Source organism: Pseudomonas sp. 9.2(2024), from assembly GCF_039695385.1.
In the GTDB taxonomy this organism is placed as follows: domain Bacteria; phylum Pseudomonadota; class Gammaproteobacteria; order Pseudomonadales; family Pseudomonadaceae; genus Aquipseudomonas; species Aquipseudomonas paraglycinae.
On the sequence record NZ_CP155585.1, the window covers coordinates 2,981,763 to 2,998,277 of the forward strand.

16 protein-coding genes are annotated in these 16,515 nt (G+C 62.1%); 10 read left to right on the plus strand and 6 right to left on the minus strand.

Annotated elements, in window-relative coordinates; genetic code table 11:
• Nucleotides 1-29: 29 nt before the first annotated feature.
• Both ABFB52_RS13330 and ABFB52_RS13335 read right to left on the minus strand, forming a co-directional pair.
• Nucleotides 30-1,706 (minus strand): MFS transporter, encoded by a 1,677-nt coding sequence (locus ABFB52_RS13330; RefSeq protein ID WP_129972615.1) that lies wholly within the window; start codon nt 1,704-1,706, stop codon nt 30-32.
• 231 nt (nt 1,707-1,937) lie between these two features.
• Nucleotides 1,938-2,321 carry a DUF6124 family protein gene (locus ABFB52_RS13335; RefSeq protein WP_102718808.1) on the minus strand — a complete coding sequence of 128 codons (384 nt, stop codon included), beginning with the start codon at nt 2,319-2,321 and terminating at the stop codon, nt 1,938-1,940.
• A 464-nt stretch (nt 2,322-2,785) separates the two neighbouring features.
• On the opposite strand from ABFB52_RS13335, the gene ABFB52_RS13340 reads away from it, so the two are divergent.
• The 4 genes from ABFB52_RS13340 (at nt 2,786) to ABFB52_RS13355 (ending at nt 6,541) form a co-directional block, all read left to right on the plus strand.
• A complete protein-coding gene (locus tag ABFB52_RS13340) occupies nt 2,786-3,217 on the plus strand; it encodes a DNA methylase (RefSeq protein ID WP_129972614.1) in 432 nt (143 codons plus the stop codon).
• Nucleotides 3,214-3,945: a DUF72 domain-containing protein gene (locus ABFB52_RS13345; RefSeq protein ID WP_129972613.1), complete on the plus strand. Its 732-nt coding sequence runs from the start codon at nt 3,214-3,216 to the stop codon at nt 3,943-3,945. Before ABFB52_RS13340 ends, ABFB52_RS13345 begins: the two co-directional genes overlap by 4 nt.
• A gap of 101 nt (nt 3,946-4,046) precedes the next feature.
• Nucleotides 4,047-4,427: a RidA family protein gene (locus ABFB52_RS13350; protein WP_065261325.1), complete on the plus strand. Its 381-nt coding sequence runs from the start codon at nt 4,047-4,049 to the stop codon at nt 4,425-4,427.
• A gap of 125 nt (nt 4,428-4,552) precedes the next feature.
• The gene (locus tag ABFB52_RS13355; protein WP_007955412.1) at nt 4,553-6,541 is read left to right on the plus strand and encodes a U32 family peptidase; all 1,989 of its coding nucleotides are present in this window, start codon (nt 4,553-4,555) and stop codon (nt 6,539-6,541) included.
• Between the two features lie 60 nt (nt 6,542-6,601).
• On the opposite strand, the gene ABFB52_RS13360 is transcribed toward ABFB52_RS13355, so the two are convergent.
• Nucleotides 6,602-7,912: an MFS transporter gene (locus tag ABFB52_RS13360; protein WP_129972612.1), complete on the minus strand. Its 1,311-nt coding sequence runs from the start codon at nt 7,910-7,912 to the stop codon at nt 6,602-6,604.
• 496 nt (nt 7,913-8,408) lie between these two features.
• Between ABFB52_RS13360 and ABFB52_RS13365 the strand changes: the two genes are divergently transcribed.
• A complete protein-coding gene (locus tag ABFB52_RS13365; protein ID WP_129972611.1) occupies nt 8,409-9,434 on the plus strand; it encodes a GlxA family transcriptional regulator in 1,026 nt (341 codons plus the stop codon).
• 21 nt (nt 9,435-9,455) lie between these two features.
• Here the strand turns inward: ABFB52_RS13365 and ABFB52_RS13370 are convergent, their stop codons facing one another.
• Nucleotides 9,456-10,520, minus strand: a complete 1,065-nt coding sequence (locus ABFB52_RS13370) for an alpha/beta hydrolase (RefSeq protein ID WP_129972610.1) — start codon at nt 10,518-10,520, stop codon at nt 9,456-9,458.
• 211 nt (nt 10,521-10,731) lie between these two features.
• On the minus strand, nt 10,732-10,926 hold the full coding sequence (locus tag ABFB52_RS13375; protein ID WP_041475233.1) for a PLDc N-terminal domain-containing protein: 195 nt from the start codon (nt 10,924-10,926) through the stop codon (nt 10,732-10,734).
• A 167-nt stretch (nt 10,927-11,093) separates the two neighbouring features.
• On the opposite strand from ABFB52_RS13375, the gene ABFB52_RS13380 reads away from it, so the two are divergent.
• The 4 genes from ABFB52_RS13380 to ABFB52_RS13395 all read left to right on the plus strand — a co-directional run bounded on the left by ABFB52_RS13380 (nt 11,094) and on the right by ABFB52_RS13395 (nt 13,596).
• Nucleotides 11,094-11,930 (plus strand): AraC family transcriptional regulator, encoded by an 837-nt coding sequence (locus ABFB52_RS13380; protein ID WP_102718801.1) that lies wholly within the window; start codon nt 11,094-11,096, stop codon nt 11,928-11,930.
• A 51-nt stretch (nt 11,931-11,981) separates the two neighbouring features.
• Nucleotides 11,982-12,578 carry a LysE family translocator gene (locus tag ABFB52_RS13385; RefSeq protein ID WP_129972609.1) on the plus strand — a complete coding sequence of 199 codons (597 nt, stop codon included), beginning with the start codon at nt 11,982-11,984 and terminating at the stop codon, nt 12,576-12,578.
• Nucleotides 12,579-12,683: 105 nt separating this feature from the next.
• Entirely contained in the window at nt 12,684-13,379 is a 696-nt protein-coding gene (locus tag ABFB52_RS13390) for a tRNA (adenine(22)-N(1))-methyltransferase TrmK (RefSeq protein WP_129972608.1), read from the plus strand.
• Nucleotides 13,380-13,431: 52 nt separating this feature from the next.
• A complete protein-coding gene (locus ABFB52_RS13395) occupies nt 13,432-13,596 on the plus strand; it encodes a DUF2986 domain-containing protein (protein WP_115077591.1) in 165 nt (54 codons plus the stop codon).
• Nucleotides 13,597-13,630: 34 nt separating this feature from the next.
• Here the strand turns inward: ABFB52_RS13395 and ABFB52_RS13400 are convergent, their stop codons facing one another.
• Entirely contained in the window at nt 13,631-16,015 is a 2,385-nt protein-coding gene (locus tag ABFB52_RS13400) for a DUF3772 domain-containing protein (protein WP_129972607.1), read from the minus strand.
• A 158-nt stretch (nt 16,016-16,173) separates the two neighbouring features.
• Here ABFB52_RS13400 and ABFB52_RS13405 point away from each other — a divergent pair, with 158 nt between their 5' ends.
• A complete protein-coding gene (locus tag ABFB52_RS13405; protein WP_085703749.1) occupies nt 16,174-16,515 on the plus strand; it encodes a hypothetical protein in 342 nt (113 codons plus the stop codon).

Genomic DNA, 16,515 nt, shown 5'->3' on the forward strand with positions numbered 1-16,515 from the left:
CGTCACGCACAGCATCGAGCGAAGCGGGGTCAGGTGTGATGGATGTCCCGATCCTTGGTTTCAGGCATGAAGAAGATCCCGAGAATCGCCGTCATCACCGCAATCACGATCGGGTACCACAAGCCGTAGTAGATGTCCCCGGTGGCCGCGACCATCGCAAACGCCACGGTCGGCAGGAACCCGCCGAACCAGCCGTTGCCGATGTGGTACGGCAGCGACATCGAGGTGTAGCGGATGCGCGCCGGGAACAGTTCGACCAGCCATGCCGCAATCGGGCCGTAGACCATGGTCACGTAGATGACGAGGATGGTCAGCAGCAGTAAGACCATCGGGTAATTGGTCTTGGCCGGGTCGGCTTTTTCCGGGTAACCGGCTTCTTTCAGCGCGGTGCCGAGGCTGGCAGTGAACGCGTCGTTACGGGTCTTGAAGTCGGCGGCCGGCAGGGTGGTGCCTTCGAAGCTTTCGATGACCTTGTCGCCGATGCGTACCTGGGCCACGGTGCCCGGTTCCGCCACCACGTTTTCGTACGGGATCGCCCGTTTGGCCAGGATGGTTTTCGCCAGGTCGCAGGAACTGGTGAATTTGGCCTTGCCCACCGGATCGAACTGGAACGCGCACTGATCGGGGTCGGCGATCACCTTGACCGGGTTCTTCTCCTGGGCGACAAACACGTCGGGATTACCGTACTGGGTCAGCGCGTGGAAGATCGGGAAGTAGGTCACCGCCGCCAGAATGCACCCGGCCATGATGATGCCCTTGCGCCCGATGCGGTCGGACAGGCTGCCGAAGATCACGAAGAACGGCGTACCGATCAGCAGCGAACCGGCGATCAAAAGATTGGCGGTCTGCGGGTCGATCTTCAGGGTTTGCAGCAGGAAAAACAGCGCGTAGAACTGCCCGGTGTACCAGACCACCGCTTGGCCGGCGGTGCCGCCGAGCAGGGCCATGATCACGATTTTCAAGTTGTCCCAACGGGCGAAGGACTCGGTCAGCGGGGCTTTCGACGACTTGCCTTCTTCCTTCATTTTCTTGAACACCGGCGACTCGTTCAGTTGCAGCCGGATGTACACCGAGACCGCCAGCAGCAGGATCGACAGCAGAAACGGAATCCGCCAGCCCCAGGCCTCGAACGCTTCGGTGCCCAGCGCGGTACGGCAGGCGAGGATCACCAGCAACGACATAAACAGGCCCAGGGTTGCGGTGGTCTGAATCCAGGAAGTGAAATAACCGCGCTTGCCTTTGGGCGCATGCTCGGCCACATACGTCGCCGCGCCGCCGTATTCGCCGCCCAGCGCCAGGCCCTGCAGCAGGCGCAGGGTAATCAGAATGATCGGCGCCGCGACTCCGATGGTCGCGTAACCGGGCAGGAATCCGACAATCGCCGTCGATACACCCATGATCACGATCGTGATCAGAAACGTGTGCTTGCGCCCGATCATGTCACCCAGTCGCCCAAACACAATTGCCCCGAACGGGCGCACCGCAAAACCGGCGGCAAAGGCGAGCAGGGCGAAGATAAACGCCGTGGTCTCGTTCACCCCGGCAAAGAAGTGCTTGGCGATGATCGCCGCCAGGGAGCCGTAGAGGTAAAAGTCGTACCACTCGAACACCGTGCCGAGCGACGACGCAAAAATGACCTTGCGTTCCTCCCGGCTGACACTGTGGTGCGGGGCACTGCCTGTGGACATGCTGTCGAGTACTGCCATGGGTGTTCTCCGTCGTGCTTGTTTTTGTAGGCCGGAGCACTTCATCAACGTCGCGTACCCAAGGCCTGTGGCGGATGCCGGTTCAGGTATTTCGTGGAGCGTGCACAGAATCACCGCCCCGCGCGGGAGGGCGGGGTTTCATTGAGCATAATTGGGATTGGGGGGATATCCAGTGGCGGGGATTGATCGACTGATGCAGGGGCGGCAGGGAGAGACCTGCCGCCAAGGGTTTTATTCCGTCGGCACAACGTTATCCAGTACCTGATTCACCGCCAGTTCCGCCAGCATCACGATCTGCGCGATGCCCTGCGCGGTTTTGCGGTGGGGGCCTTCGAGGAGGTCGACGAAGTTGTTGAGCATGACGTTGGCTGAGCCCAGGGTTTCGACGGCGTCGGCGAGCAGGGATTCGTTGTTGCTGGCCGGGTTGGCCTGGTAGAGGCGGTTGGGGGAGTAGGGCGCGGCCATCATGTGGGCTGAGATCGGGCCGAGGTGGTAGTCGAGGGCGCGGTTGGCGGCTTCGTTGAATCTCTTGGAGTCAGGGCATTCGTAGGGGGACGTTGGGTCGGTGATGCTGGACGGTTCGGTGACCGGAGGATTTGGCGTGACTTTGAACATGTTCATTCTTTTCCTGTTTTGAAGCCGCCAGACCCGAGCTACTAAACAGGGGTGGTGGCAGCTGTGCGCAGGTTAGTAGACCGGGGAAAAGAAGAAAGCCGGCGTGCCCGGGGGCACCCTACGCACAGCCACCATCAAATACAGGTATGGGAATACCTGACTGACAGACACTTGTGCACTCTTCAAATACCAACGGGCTACTAAACCCGATCACTGCAAATCAGTGACCCGATCCAAGTTACCGGCCGACCCCAAGGCGCACAAGCCGGCGGATTCTGGCGTAGCGGTAGGCTCTGGCGCAAGGATTTGTAGGCATCCGGAAGCATTCCGACATGTCTTTAAACGGCGTGATTCAAACCTGTTTATCGATCATCGCCCGACGAGGAGAAACCTGACGCTTTAAGCTCCAAAACCATTCGTCGCCAGCCCCGCACTCATCACGCCGCCCCTCGCTCAAAAGCTGCATGACCAAAACCATCAACGCCCAAGACTTGCACATCGACCTGCATCCGCTGAACGAATCAGCGCTGTTCAAATGGCTGCTCGCCAGTTTCCTGATGGGCAAACGAATCCAGGCCGAGATTGCCGCCGAAGCCTATCGAGTGATCGTTGAACGACACCAGCGGGATACGCCGCGCAAACTCGGCCATTGCACTCACCGCGAACTGGTGCGGATGCTCGGCGAGGCGCATTACGTGCGTTACGACGAAACCACCGCCGAGCGCCTGCTCGCGCTGGCTGCCAAACTGAATGAAGAATATGCCGGGCGGGTAATGAACATGGTCGAGGCGAGCGCCGGCCGCCAGGACTTCGAAAAACGTTTGCAAGCCTTCGACGGCATCGGCCCGAAAACCGTGGAAATTTTCATGCGTGAAGCAGGCAAGGTGCTGTTTTGAGTGCGTCGGCGATCTTCATCGGTAGCGCCGGTTGGAGCCTGCCCCGCGAATACTGGCCGTCATTCCCGGAGCAGGGCACTCACCTGCAACGCTATGCCGCACACCTCAATGGCGTGGAAATCAACAGCTCCTTCTACCGTCCGCACCAACGCCAAACCTACGCCCGTTGGGCCGAGTCGGTGCCGGACGGATTTCGCTTTTGCGTGAAAGTGCCCAAGTCGATCAGCCATGAGCGGCGTCTGCGGGACTGCGAACATGAGCTCGATGCATTTCTTGAACAGTGCTCGGGGCTGGGCGATCGCCTGGGTTGTCTGCTGCTGCAGTTGCCGCCGTCGCTGGCGTTCGACGAAGCGCTTGCTGAGGCCTTTTTGGTCGAGTTGCGCCAGCGTTATTCCGGGGCTGTGGTGCTTGAACCGCGTCACGAGTCCTGGGCCGCCGCCGAACTGCTGTTGATGGCGTATCGCATCGCGCAAGCGGTGGTCGATCCCTCGCGAATCAGCACCGATGCGGGTCCGAGCGGCTGGCCCAACGTGCGTTATTGGCGCCTGCACGGTTCGCCGCGCATTTATTACAGCCCCTATGACTCGGCGTATCTGAAAACGCTCGCCGGTGATTTGCGGGTGGCGGCTGTCGATGGCGTCGACACCTGGTGCATCTTCGACAACACCGCCAGCGGCGCGGCAATCGGCAATGCGCTGGAGCTGCGGCGGATACTGGCGCAAGGCTGACACTCGATGTCTGGTCTTCCAACCGGCGAGCGTGTCTGTAAACTGGCCGCCCGAAACGGCGCCCTATGGCGCCGTCCTCACTGCCAGCGAAGGACTTTCCCATGGCCAACCAAGACATCACCTACACCCCGGATCCGGATGCAGACTCGATCTCTTCGGACGTGACCGAATTCAACGGCATCCTGATGTCGACCCAGATTCCGACCCGTGCCGACGGCAGCCTGGAACTGGGCGACGTCACCGCGCAAAGCGAATGCACGCTGCAGGCGCTGAAAGTGGCGTTGGAAAAGGCCGGCAGTTCGATGGACCGCGTGTTGCACCTGACCATTTATCTGACCGACATGGCTGATCGCGCTGCGTTCAACGAGGTGTACAAGCGCTTCTTCGCCAAGCCTTGGCCGGTGCGTGCGGCGGTTGGCGTGGCGGCGCTGGCGGTTGAAGGGATGAAGGTGGAAGTGACTGCAATGGCCGCGAAGGCCTAAGTTTGCGGTTCGGTAGGGCAGCTCTGCACTGAGCAGGGCTGCCACCCGGCAGCACAGGCGTGCCGCCCACGCGTTTCGCGGCTACAATGCGCGCCTCGACCGTGACAGCCTGACTAAAAAAACATATGTCCTTGCCCAAACATCACCTGGAACTGCTCAGCCCCGCCCGTGACGTGGCCATCGCCCGCGAGGCCATCCTGCATGGCGCCGACGCGGTGTACATCGGCGGCCCGAGCTTCGGTGCGCGCCACAACGCGTGCAACGAGGTGAGCGAAATCGCCGAATTGGTGGAATTTGCCCGTCGCTATCACGCGCGCATCTTCACCACCATCAACACCATCCTGCACGACAACGAACTGGAGCCGGCGCGTAAGCTGATCCATCAGTTGTACGATGCCGGCGTCGATGCGCTGATCGTCCAGGACCTGGGCGTGATGGAGCTGGACATTCCACCCATCGAGCTGCACGCCAGCACCCAGACCGACATCCGCACCCTTGAGCGGGCCAAGTTCCTCGATCAGGCCGGTTTCTCGCAACTGGTACTGGCCCGTGAACTGAACCTCAAGGAAATCCGCGCAATCGCCGATGAAACCGATGCCGCCATCGAGTTCTTCATTCACGGCGCGTTGTGCGTGGCGTTTTCCGGTCAGTGCAACATTTCCCACGCGCAGACCGGGCGCAGCGCCAACCGGGGCGACTGCTCCCAGGCCTGCCGTCTGCCGTACACCCTGAAAGATGAAAAGGGTGGCGTGATCGCCTACGAAAAACACCTGCTGTCGATGAAGGACAACAACCAGAGCGCCAACATCCGCGCGTTGGTCGAGGCCGGTGTGCGTTCGTTCAAGATCGAAGGTCGCTACAAGGACATGGGCTATGTGAAGAACATCACCGCCTATTACCGCCAGCGTCTCGACGACGTGCTCAACGACCGTCCGGACCTGGCCCGCGCCTCCAGCGGCCGCACCGCGCATTTCTTCATGCCGGACCCGGAAAAGACCTTCCACCGTGGCAGCACCGACTACTTCGTCAGCGAGCGCAAGATCGACATCGGTGCGTTCGATTCGCCGACCTTCACCGGTCTGGCGGTGGGCACGGTCGAGAAAGTCGGCAAGCGTGACATGCAGGTCATCACCCACGAGCCGCTGTCGAACGGCGACGGCCTCAACGTGCTGGTCAAGCGCGAAGTGGTGGGGTTCCGCGCCAACATCGCCGAAGCCAAGGGCGAGTTCGAGGAAGAGGGCGAGAAGCGCTATCGCTACCGCGTCGAGCCGAACGAAATGCCGGAAGGCCTGTACAAGCTGCGCCCGAACCATCCGCTGAACCGCAACCTCGACCACAACTGGCAACAGGCATTGCTCAAGACTTCCGCCGAGCGTCGTATCGGCGTGAGCTGGCTGGCGAAGCTGCGTGAGGAGCGTCTGGAGCTGACCGTGACCAGCGAAGAGGGCATCAGCGCCAGCGTTGCGCTGGAAGGCCCGTTCGGCGTCGCCAACAAACCGGAACAGGCGCTGGACACCTTGCACGACCTGCTCGGCCAACTCGGCACCACCGAGTACCACGCGACCTCGATCAAACTGGATGCGCCGCAAGCGTTCTTCATCCCGAACTCGCAGCTCAAGTCGTTGCGCCGTGAAGTGATCGAAGCGCTGACCGCCGCCCGTGTTGCCGCCCACCCGCGCGGTTCGCGCAAGGCCGAGACCACGCCACCGCCGGTTTACCCGGAAGCGCATCTGTCGTTCCTGGCCAACGTCTACAACCAGAAAGCTCGCGACTTCTACCACCGTCACGGCGTGAAGCTGATCGACGCCGCGTACGAGGCCCACGAAGAGGCGGGCGAAGTGCCGGTGATGATCACCAAGCACTGCCTGCGGTTCTCCTTCAACCTGTGCCCGAAACAGGCCAAAGGCGTGACCGGCGTGAAAACCAAAGTCGCGCCGATGCAGCTGATTCACGGCGATGAAGTGCTGACCCTGAAGTTCGACTGCAAACCGTGCGAGATGCACGTGATCGGCAAGATGAAGGGCCACATCCTGAATCTGCCGCAGCCGGGCAGTGTGGTGGGGCATATCAGCCCTGAGGATCTGATGAAGACGATCCCGCGCGCGCCGCACTGATTAGCAGGCAATAAAAAACCGGTGACGAAAGTCACCGGTTTTTTTATGCCCGCCAGAAACTCAGCTGGCTTCGTAGCGCGATCCTGTTTGCGGCGCCGCTTCGCCGCTCAACGCATCGACCATCGGCGGATGGTCCTGTGCTGCCTGACGCAAATCCTCGGTCACCCGCAGCTCGGCGCCGGTGGGCGAGAACGTCGCTGCCGCCGCAAACGGGGCCGGGTTGGCCGGCACCGGACGCTTGCCGCGACGCCAGAAGAAGAACGTCACCATGGCCAGGTTGACCAGCGCGAAGGCCCAGAACAGGCCGGTTTCGCCATGGGCGTTCATCGCCGGGGAGATCAGCAGCGGGCTCATCGCCGAGCCCAGCGAATTGATCAGCAGCATGCCCTGAATCATCGGCACCAACGTTTCGACCGGCGCACGGTCGGCCGCATGGCTGACCGCAACCGGGTACAGCGCGAACACGCCGCCACCCAACAGGAACAGCATCGCCGCGAGCATGGCCGAGGACAGCGGCACCAGCACGATCACCAGCGACAGCACGGTGCATGCGGCGCACAGCACCGTCAGCACTTGCAGGCGATCCTTGCGGTCGGACCAGCGCCCGACCGGGTATTGCAGCAGCATCGCGCCGAGGATCGTCCAGGCCATCATGCTGCCGACTTCGCCGACGTTCAGGCCGATGCGTTGCAGGTACAGCGGCAGCAGGGTGTAGATCGCCGCGATGGTCACGCCGGAGCCGAAGCAGCCGACCAGTCCGGTGGGCGATACGCCCAGCAAGGCCCGTGGTTTGAGCGGTTCGACCTGTTCCAGCAATGGCGACACACGCGGCAGGATCACGATCGGTAGCACCGACAAGGTCGCGAGCATGCCGGCGACCATGAACGGCGCGGTGTCGCCCAGCCCGGTGATTTTCCCCAAAAACGCCTGACCCAGCACGCCGGCGCCGTAGAGGACGATCATGTACAGCGCCAGCAGACGGCCGCGAATTTTCGCGTCACCGGCCAGCAGCAGCCAGCTCTCGATCACCAGAAACACGCCGACCGTGGCCCAGCCGTTGATCAGGCGCAGCACGACCCAGCCCCAGGTGTCATAAAACAGTCCTTGCAGCAGGATGGTCGCGGCGATCAGCGAGGCGAAGCTGCTGTAGGCGCGGATGTGGCCGATGCGCAGGATCAGCCGGTCGTTGAAGATCGCGCCCAGGGTCAGGCCGATGAAATAGGCCGAGGACACGATGCCGATCATCGTTGCCGATTCGCCGGCAGCGCCCAGGCGCAGGGTGGTCAAAGAAGACAGAAAGCCGTTGCCCAGGGCAACAATGAATAGCCCGAGCAGGGGCGCCAGCGCCATGGCCAGCAAACGCGGTGTCATAAAAACCTCAAGTGATCGAACAGCGGAACGTGCGCCTCTGCGCATGCGAGTGCCAAGCCGAAGTGTGTTGAAGACAAACGACCGCCGAACGGGCAGGACGATTGAGCCAGGCGCACTTCGTGGAAGTGGCCGGCTGTTCAAACCTGAGGGTTGTCATGGCTGCGGGCAGGCGCCGTTCGGGCGACTGCAAGAGGAGGCGCGATTTTAAGCCTTGTGCAGCGTTTGCCAAGGTGCCGGGCCTGCGACGTTGGGACGCAGGCTCGCTCGTTTCAGCACTGATCGCGCTGATCGTTCCCACGCTCCGCGTGGGAATGCAGCCCGGGACGCTCCGCGTCCCTCCCAACGCCGGACGCAGAGCGTCCATGGAGGCATTCCCACGCAGAGCGTGGGAACGATCAAGGTCAACGGCGTGGGAGCGATCTCTGGATGGGTACATGCGTCGTTTGCGAGTAATTTGCTGCGGCGCCAGTTAGCATGGCGCCATAACAACGAAACGATGGACCCCACCTTGATCGAACGACGCCAATTCAGCGGTGGCATGAAGGGCAAGAACCTTCGCTACCTGAACGAGCCCGCCAGCGGGCCGGGACGCATGACCCGCACCGGGTTCGTGCTGCTGGAGCATTTTTCCCTGCCGGCCTTCACCCAGGCGCTGGACACCCTTGTCACCGCCAATCTGCTGCGCCCCGGACTGTTTTCCACGCGAACTTTCGGCCTCAGCGACGGCGAAGTGATCAGCGATCTGGGGCTGGTGATCCGCCCGGACGCGCGCCTGGAAACGAACGTGTTGCAGGAGCTGGATCTGCTGGTGATCTGCGGCGGTTACCGCACGGAATTGAAGGCAAGCGACGAGTTTATCAACCTGCTGAAAATGGCCGCCGAGGCCGGCGTGATCCTGGCCGGGTTGTGGAACGGCGCGTGGTTCCTGGGTCGGGCAGGGGTGCTGGAAGGCTATCGCTGTGCGATTCACCCGGAGCATCGGCCGGCGCTGGCGGAAATTTCCAAGGCGACTCAGGTCAGCAGCGAACCCTACGTGATCGACCGCGACCGGTTGACCGCATCCAGTCCGTCCGGCGCGTTCCACATGGCCCTGGACTGGATCAAGGGCCTGCATGACAAGGCGCTGGTCGAAGGCATCGAAGACATTCTGGCGTTCGAGGAATCGCGTTACCGGCGGATCAAACCGACCGAGAACCTCTGCGTCAGCGCGCCGTTGCGTGAGGTGGTGAAGCTGATGGACGCCAACCTCGAAGAACCACTGGAGCTGGAACAACTGGCGGTCTATGCCGGGCGTTCCCGGCGTCAGCTGGAACGGCTGTTCAAGGAACAACTGGGCACCACGCCGCAGCGTTATTACATGGAACTGCGCATCACCGAGGCCCGGCGTCTGCTGCAACACACCGAGCTGTCTCAGGTGGACGTGCTGGTGGCCTGCGGGTTTGTGTCGCCGAGCCATTTCAGCAAGTGCTACAGCGCCTATTTCGGTTATCGCCCATCCAAAGAAAAACGGCTCGTCAAATGACGAGCCGTTTGGCGTGCCGCTTCAGAGGTGATCGGCGTCGATGATCGCCTGAGCGAAGGCTTTTGGATCTTCCTGCGGCAGGTTGTGCCCGATGCCGCCGTTGATCAGGCGGAACTGGTACTTGCCGGTAAAACGTTTGGCGTAGTCCTCGGGCGCCGGGTGCGGCGCGCCGTTGGCATCGCCTTCCAGGGTGATGGTCGGCACGCTGATCGACGGTGCGGTGGCGAGTTTCTGTTCCAGTGCCTCGTACTGGCTTTCACCTTGCACCAGGCCCAGACGCCAGCGGTAGTTGAACACGGTGATCGCGACGTGATCCGGGTTCTGCAACGCCTTGGCGCTGCGGTCGAAGGTGGCATCGTCGAAGGCCCATTTCGGTGACGCCAGTTGCCAGATCAGCTTGGCGAAGTCATGGGTGTTCTTGGTGTAGCCCGCCTCACCACGGTCGGTGGCGAAGTAGAACTGATACCACCATTGCAGTTCGGCCTTGGGCGGCAGCGGGTTCTTGCCGGCGGCCTGATTGCCGATCAGGTAACCGCTGACCGAGACCAGCGCCTTGACCCGCTCCGGCCACAGCGCCGACACGATGTCCGCCGAACGCGCGCCCCAGTCGTAGCCGCCGAGCACGGCTTGTTTGATCTTCAGCGCATCCATGAAATCGATCACGTCACTGGCCAGCGCCGCCGGTTGACCGTTGCGCACGGTCTTGTCGGACAGGAAGTGCGTGTCGCCATAACCCCGGGCATACGGCATCAGCACCCGATAACCCTTGGCCGCCAGCAGCGGCGCGACGTCGTCGTAGCTGTGAATGTCGTACGGCCAGCCGTGCAGCAGAATCACCACCGGGCCATTGGCCGGGCCGGTTTCGGCGTAGGCCACGTCCAGCAGGCCAGCCTTCACGTGTTTCAGCGGGCCGAAGGGTAGATCGGCCTTGACGCTGGCGGCTTCGGTCTTGACCGGATCGGGCGTTGCGGTTTGTGCTTGGGCGAAGGCGCCGAATTGCAGCAGCGCGGTGGCTAGAATCGACAGGCCCAGCAGGCGGCGACGGTTTTTTCCAGTGTGGACGGCGGTGTGCAGTGCAGGCTTCATGGCAAGTCTCCTTGGTAATCGGTGAGGGCAGGGCGTTGGCTGAACCCTTCGAATCTGGAGCCCATTAAAGACTGGCCACGTATCTGCGCTGTTTCCGTTTTCGTTGGCTGATGCGCGGGCATGTATCCGGGAGGCGTTCGTACACACTGCGATACAAACCAGCGGCCAACAAAAAGCCCCGAATGTTCGGGGCTCCTGCTTGCCTTGGGCTTCAGGCCTGCGTGACGTGCTTGGGCCCGGCCAGCGCCCAGGCGATCAGCCCGAACAGCGGCACAAACACGATCAATACGATCCAGACGCCTTTGTTACTGGCTTTCCCCTCACTCTTGCGCACCCGGTTGATCGCCCACAATTCAATGAGCAAAAGAACGACGGCCAGTACGATCCACGTGGTTTCAATTTGCATGAGCTACCTCCTGATGGTCTTTGGCTTAGGCGGGCCGTGACACTCAGGGTTCATTAAATTTGCTGGATGGCCTGCCTGGCTCACGTGCACAAATGTTCTAAACCCATCGGCAAAGTCGCGGTAACGTAGACGTCCTTGACGAACAACCACTGCCTTCGGAGCCTTGCGTGGACAAACGCAACTGGATCGACTTGTCTCAGGATGCCGACACCGGGATCGAGTCGATTCGTGCCCATTTCCAGGGCCATGCCTACGATCCGCACTGGCACGACAGTTTTCTGGTGGGCGTCACCGAGCAGGGCGTGCAGCAGTTTCATTGCCGGCGCGTGCGCCATCTGAGTACGCCGGGCAAGATTTTCATGCTGGAACCGGGAGAGATCCACGACGGGCACGCGCCGACGGAGGAGGGCTTCACCTATTCCATGCTCTACCTCGACCCGCACTGGCTGGAGCGCGAATTACGGGTGCTGTTCGAGCATGCGCCGGACAACAGCCAGCTCGGGTTCACCGATACCCTGAGTCAGGATTCGCGCTTGTCCACGGCCATAAATCAGGCCTTCAACGCCCTGCATCAAGGCGACTTGCGCATCGTGCGCCAGACCGCCATCGACACCTTGCTCGGTTCGCTGACATCGCATCTCGACTGGCGCAAGCGCCAACCGTTCGATCCGCGCCTGCCACGGGTAGCGCAAGTGGCGCGGGACTATCTGCATGCGCACGCCTTCGAGGACATCGGGCTGGACGACGTGGCTCAGGCCTGCGGGGTCGATCGCTTTCGTCTGACCCGTGCATTCAAGGCCGCTTTCGGGCTGGCGCCACACGCCTACCTGATTCAGTTGCGCCTGGCCCGCGCCCGGCAGTTGCTGGCGCGTGGCGAAACACCCGCCACCGTCGCCAGCGCCCTCGGTTTCGCCGATCAAAGCCATCTCGGGCGCTGGTTCCGCCGTGCCTATCACCTGACGCCGGCGGATTACCGCAAGCGCTGCTCAAACCTTCCAGACTGAACCCCGCGCAACCGCGACCATGGTCTCCTGTTTTGATTCGGGAGTCCTGTCATGGAATCGTTGCTGCCTTTTCTGCTGTTTTCCTTCGTTGCCTCGATCACTCCGGGGCCGACCAATATTCTGGTGATGAGCCACAGCTCGCGGCGCGGTCTGACGGCCACCGTGCCGATCATCTTCGGTGCCTGTGTGTCGGCGGCGCTGGTGGTGTTGGTGGTCGGCCTCGGCGTGGGGGAAACCTTGTTGCGCTATCCCCTTGTGCAACAGGCGATGGCCTGGGCCGGGGTGTTGTGGCTGAGCTGGCTGGCGTGGCAGATCTTTCGCAGCACGCCGCCGTCGCTGGACTCGGCGACAGCGGCCGATGACGGCTTCAGTGTATTCGGCGCCGCCGGCCTGCAATTGATCAATCCCAAAGTGTGGATGATGGCCGTGGCGGTGGTAAGTGTGTTTGGCGGCAACGGCGACGACAGCGCGCGGATGCTGCTGTTGTCGGCGGTTTTTCTAATGGTCTGCCTGCCGTGCATGACGGCGTGGGCGCTGCTGGGCATGGGCAGTGCGCGGTTCTTTGGCTCGCCACGGGCATTGCGGCGCATGAATGCCGTGCTGGCGGTTTTGTTGTTGCTGTCGGCTTGGTTGGCGGTGTTGGTGTAGCCGTCGCGATTGGTCACATAAATTTGAATTGCCAGCCGTTGCCCCCCAGAATCGCGCCCCGATCCGGCCACCAGTGCCGGGCGTTCAGAGTGAAAGGGGTTGCGGTTGAACGAACAGACATTGTCCATGCGCCTGGAGCGGGTGGCGGCGCACGTGCCCGCCGGTGCGCGGCTGGCCGATATCGGGTCGGATCACGGCTACCTGCCGGTGGCACTGATGCGCCGTGGCGCGATCGCGGCGGCGGTTGCGGGCGAGATGGCCGAGACGCCGTTCCGTTCGGCGCAACGCACCGTGCGCGAAAGCGATCTTGAGCAACAGATCACCGTGCGCTTGGCCAATGGCTTGATGGCCGTCGAGCCGGCGGACGGGATCACGGCAATTACCGTGTGCGGCATGGGCGGTGAGACCATCCGCGACATTCTTGAGGCCGGCAAGGCGCGCCTGAGCGGTCGCGAGCGCCTGATCCTGCAACCCAACGGTGGCGAACAACCGCTGCGCCAATGGCTGATGGACAACGGGTACCGCATCCTCGTTGAGGAAGTCCTGCGGGAGAACCGCTTCGACTACGAAGTCATCGTGGCCGAGTGGGGCGAGCCGGTGAGGTATACCGCCGAGGAACTGTACTTCGGGCCGCTGCAATTGCAGTTGCGCAGTCCGGCGTTTGTCAGCAAGTGGCAGCATCGGTTGCGGCATAAGCAGCAGACCTTGAGCCACTTCGCTCGGGCGCGGCATGGGGTATGCGAGCAAAAGGTGCAGGATCTGAAGCAGCAGGTGCGCTGGATCACTGACGTGCTGGGGTGAAGCAGGCCCAACGCTGATATCATTCAACAACTTTCAAGCAGGCCAAATCACCATGAACCGTCAGAAAAAACTGCAGCAGCTCTTCAAGGAAAAATCCAGAAAGGCCAACGCCAAACTGGCACCCAAGAGCAACAAACCGAAGTACATCAGCAAGGCGGATCGTTTGAAGCTGGCGGCGGAAGCGGCTCCAGAGTCGATTGAAACCCCTGAGGCCTGATCAAGCACGCGTAGCGCCCCCATCAGGTTTTTCCTCAGGTACTCGGCGGCTTCGCCAGTTCAATCCCCGCCGCCCCCAGCCGCTTGAGAATCTCGAACAACAAATCACTCTTGGTCGTCCCGACAATCCTCGGGCTGGCGACATAACCGGTCACCGTCAACGTGATCCCGTCCGGCGTCAGCTTGCTGAAGCGCACGAACGGTGCCGGTTTTTCGAGGATGGTTTCGTGTTCCTTGTAGGTGTCGAACAGCAGGTTCTGCACCTGTTCGGGATCGATATCCAGCGGGAACATCAGTTCCAGCGTCGCCACGCCTTGGGCGCTGCCGCCGAGGGTGACGTTGCGCAGGTTCTGCGAGATCAGTTGCGAGTTGGGCACGATCACGATCGAGCGGTCGCTGAGCTGGATCTCGGTGGCGCGCACGTTGATCCGGCGGATGTCGCCCTCGACGCCGCTGATGCTGATCAGGTCGCCGACCTTGACCGGGCGTTCGGTGAGCAGGATCAGGCCGGAGACGAAGTTCTTCACGATCTCCTGCAAACCGAAGCCGATGCCCACCGACAGGGCGCTGACGATCCACGCCAGGTTGGTCCATTGCACGCCCAGTGATGACAGGGTCAGCAGGATAACCACCGCATAACCGATGTTGGAAAACAGCGTGCTGAGCGAGGCGCACATGCCCGGGTCCATGTCGGTCTTGGGCAGGAATTCGTTATCGAGCCAGCGGCGCAGGGCGCGGATCAGGTAGATGCCGATCAGCAGCGCCAGCATCGCATTGAGCAAATGGCCGGGGACGATGTTCAGTTTGCGCAGGCCGGCACCGCCGAGGATCGTGCCGATGTTGTTGGCCAGTTGGCCGAGGGTGGTGCCGATCCCGCCGACGAACAGGGTGATCACCGCCAGCAGCAACAGCGCAGCCCGACCGAAACCGGCCAGCAGGGTCGAGGCCTGTTCGAGGCGCCGGTCGCCGACCCCCAGCAGCTGTTTCAGCGCCTTGCCGCTGGAGTGGCGGGGCGAGAAGAAGTATTCGCAGCTGTCCTTGAGCAACTGCATCAGCAGGTAAAACCCGGAAAACACGATAAACGCCCACACCAGTTCATAGGTGATGAACCGCGCCAGCGATACGTAACCCGTGAGCAGGGCGCCGAACGACAGCACCATCGCCAGGGTGGCGATGGTGTAAACCACCCCGGCAAAGGTGTTGCCCGCCACTTGGGTGTCACCGGCTGCGGCCAGTGTTTTGCGCACCCTGCCGACGCGCATCAGCAGCGTGGTGACGATACCGAGCACCGCCAGCGCAATGATGCCTCTGCCTGCGAGCACGATCTGACTGCTCATGCCGGCGGCATTGCTGACTTGCACCGCCGTCACCAGCACCAGCAGCGTCGCGGCGAGGATCCGCGCGTAGGGATGCAGCGCGAGCGCCACCGGGTCAGCCACCGCCGGCAGTCGCCAGGACGGGTGCTCGGTCGAGAGCAACGCGCGGCTGAGCCCTGTGATCAGCACGCAGGCATAAACCACTTTCCCGAACTCATCGGAAAATGTCGCCAGCATCGGCGGCAACGGCACATGGCGGGTGCAGGCGTAATAGAGCAGTTGCAGGGCGATGGCGGTGGTCGCTAGTGTCGCCAGCGCCGAAGCGAACGCCAGCGAACTGCGGCGCAGTCGACCCTCCGGCATGCGGTGAATGCACACCCACGCCAGCCAGCGGTCGGCCAGTCGCCGACCCAGCGTCCAGACGACGAAGGCCAGTACCACCAGCAGGGCGGTGTAAAGTCGCTGACCCGGTTGCCAGGCTTCGGCGCCGGTCTGTTGCACCTGATCGACGAAAGAGCGCAGACGCTGGCGGTCATCCGCCGACGGATTGACAAGGGGAGCCCAGAAGCCGGGATTCAGAATGCTGTGGGTGCTGAGCGTCAGTTCGCTTTCGAGCAAGGTGCGGCGGATACCGGCGATCTGGGTGATCAGCTCCGTGGCGTTTTGCTTGAGGGTGGCGAGGTTCTTCAGCGCCGTATCGACTTTGGTTTTCTGCTCGATCAGCGTCGCCCGTTGCGCCGCGATATCGGCTTGTTCGGCAGCGACCGCTTCGGCCGGCGCGGCACCGAGTACGCCCAGTTGCACAGTCAATTGCGCCTGCTGCGGCAACAGCGAGGCCGATAGCCGATCGATGTCCAGAATGAACGTCTGCACCCGATCCTGCGGGCCTTCGAGCTGGTTGTAATTGTTGGCGGACGAGATCTGCTGCTTGAGGCCGTCGAGGCGCTGTTGCAAGGCCTGCAGATCGCTTTGCGTGACGCCGGGGAGCGGGGCGCCGGTGCTGACATCCGGTGTGCCGGACACGTCGGCGGCCGACACCGCCACCAACCCCGAACCAAGCAGGATCAGAGCGATGAACATCAATGACTTCAATGCATTACGCATGGGACTGGGAGATTCCGGTTGATCACACAAACATTGAGGTTAGGTGATGGGGCGCCTGCTGCATCATTTTTTGCTGCTAATCCTGGCTTAATGCGTGTCCGGTGGGATCGCTGGGCAGCCGATTGTAGGCGCCCGTTTTCACGACTAGACTCCCGGCCATGAAACGCTATCTGCGGTTTTGTCTCGTTTTCCTGATCAGCCTGGCGCTTCCCCTCAGCGGGATGGCGGGCGTGCAGGCACCGACAGAACCGTGCCCGATGCAAACCATGGGCATGGCGATGATGGACGGCATGAACATGGATTGCTGCAAGGACATGAAGAGTCCTGCCGACCATGGCTCCCCCTGCAAACCCGGCCAGGAGTGCAAGACCGGCGGCCTGCTGCAAGTCGCGATCCTCAAGCCGCCCGTTACCGTTTTCAGCCCTGTCACGCATTCGTTCTTCAGTGATTCCCTGCCGCTAGCGGCCCCGTCCGGGGTCTGGCGACCGCCCCGCACCTGA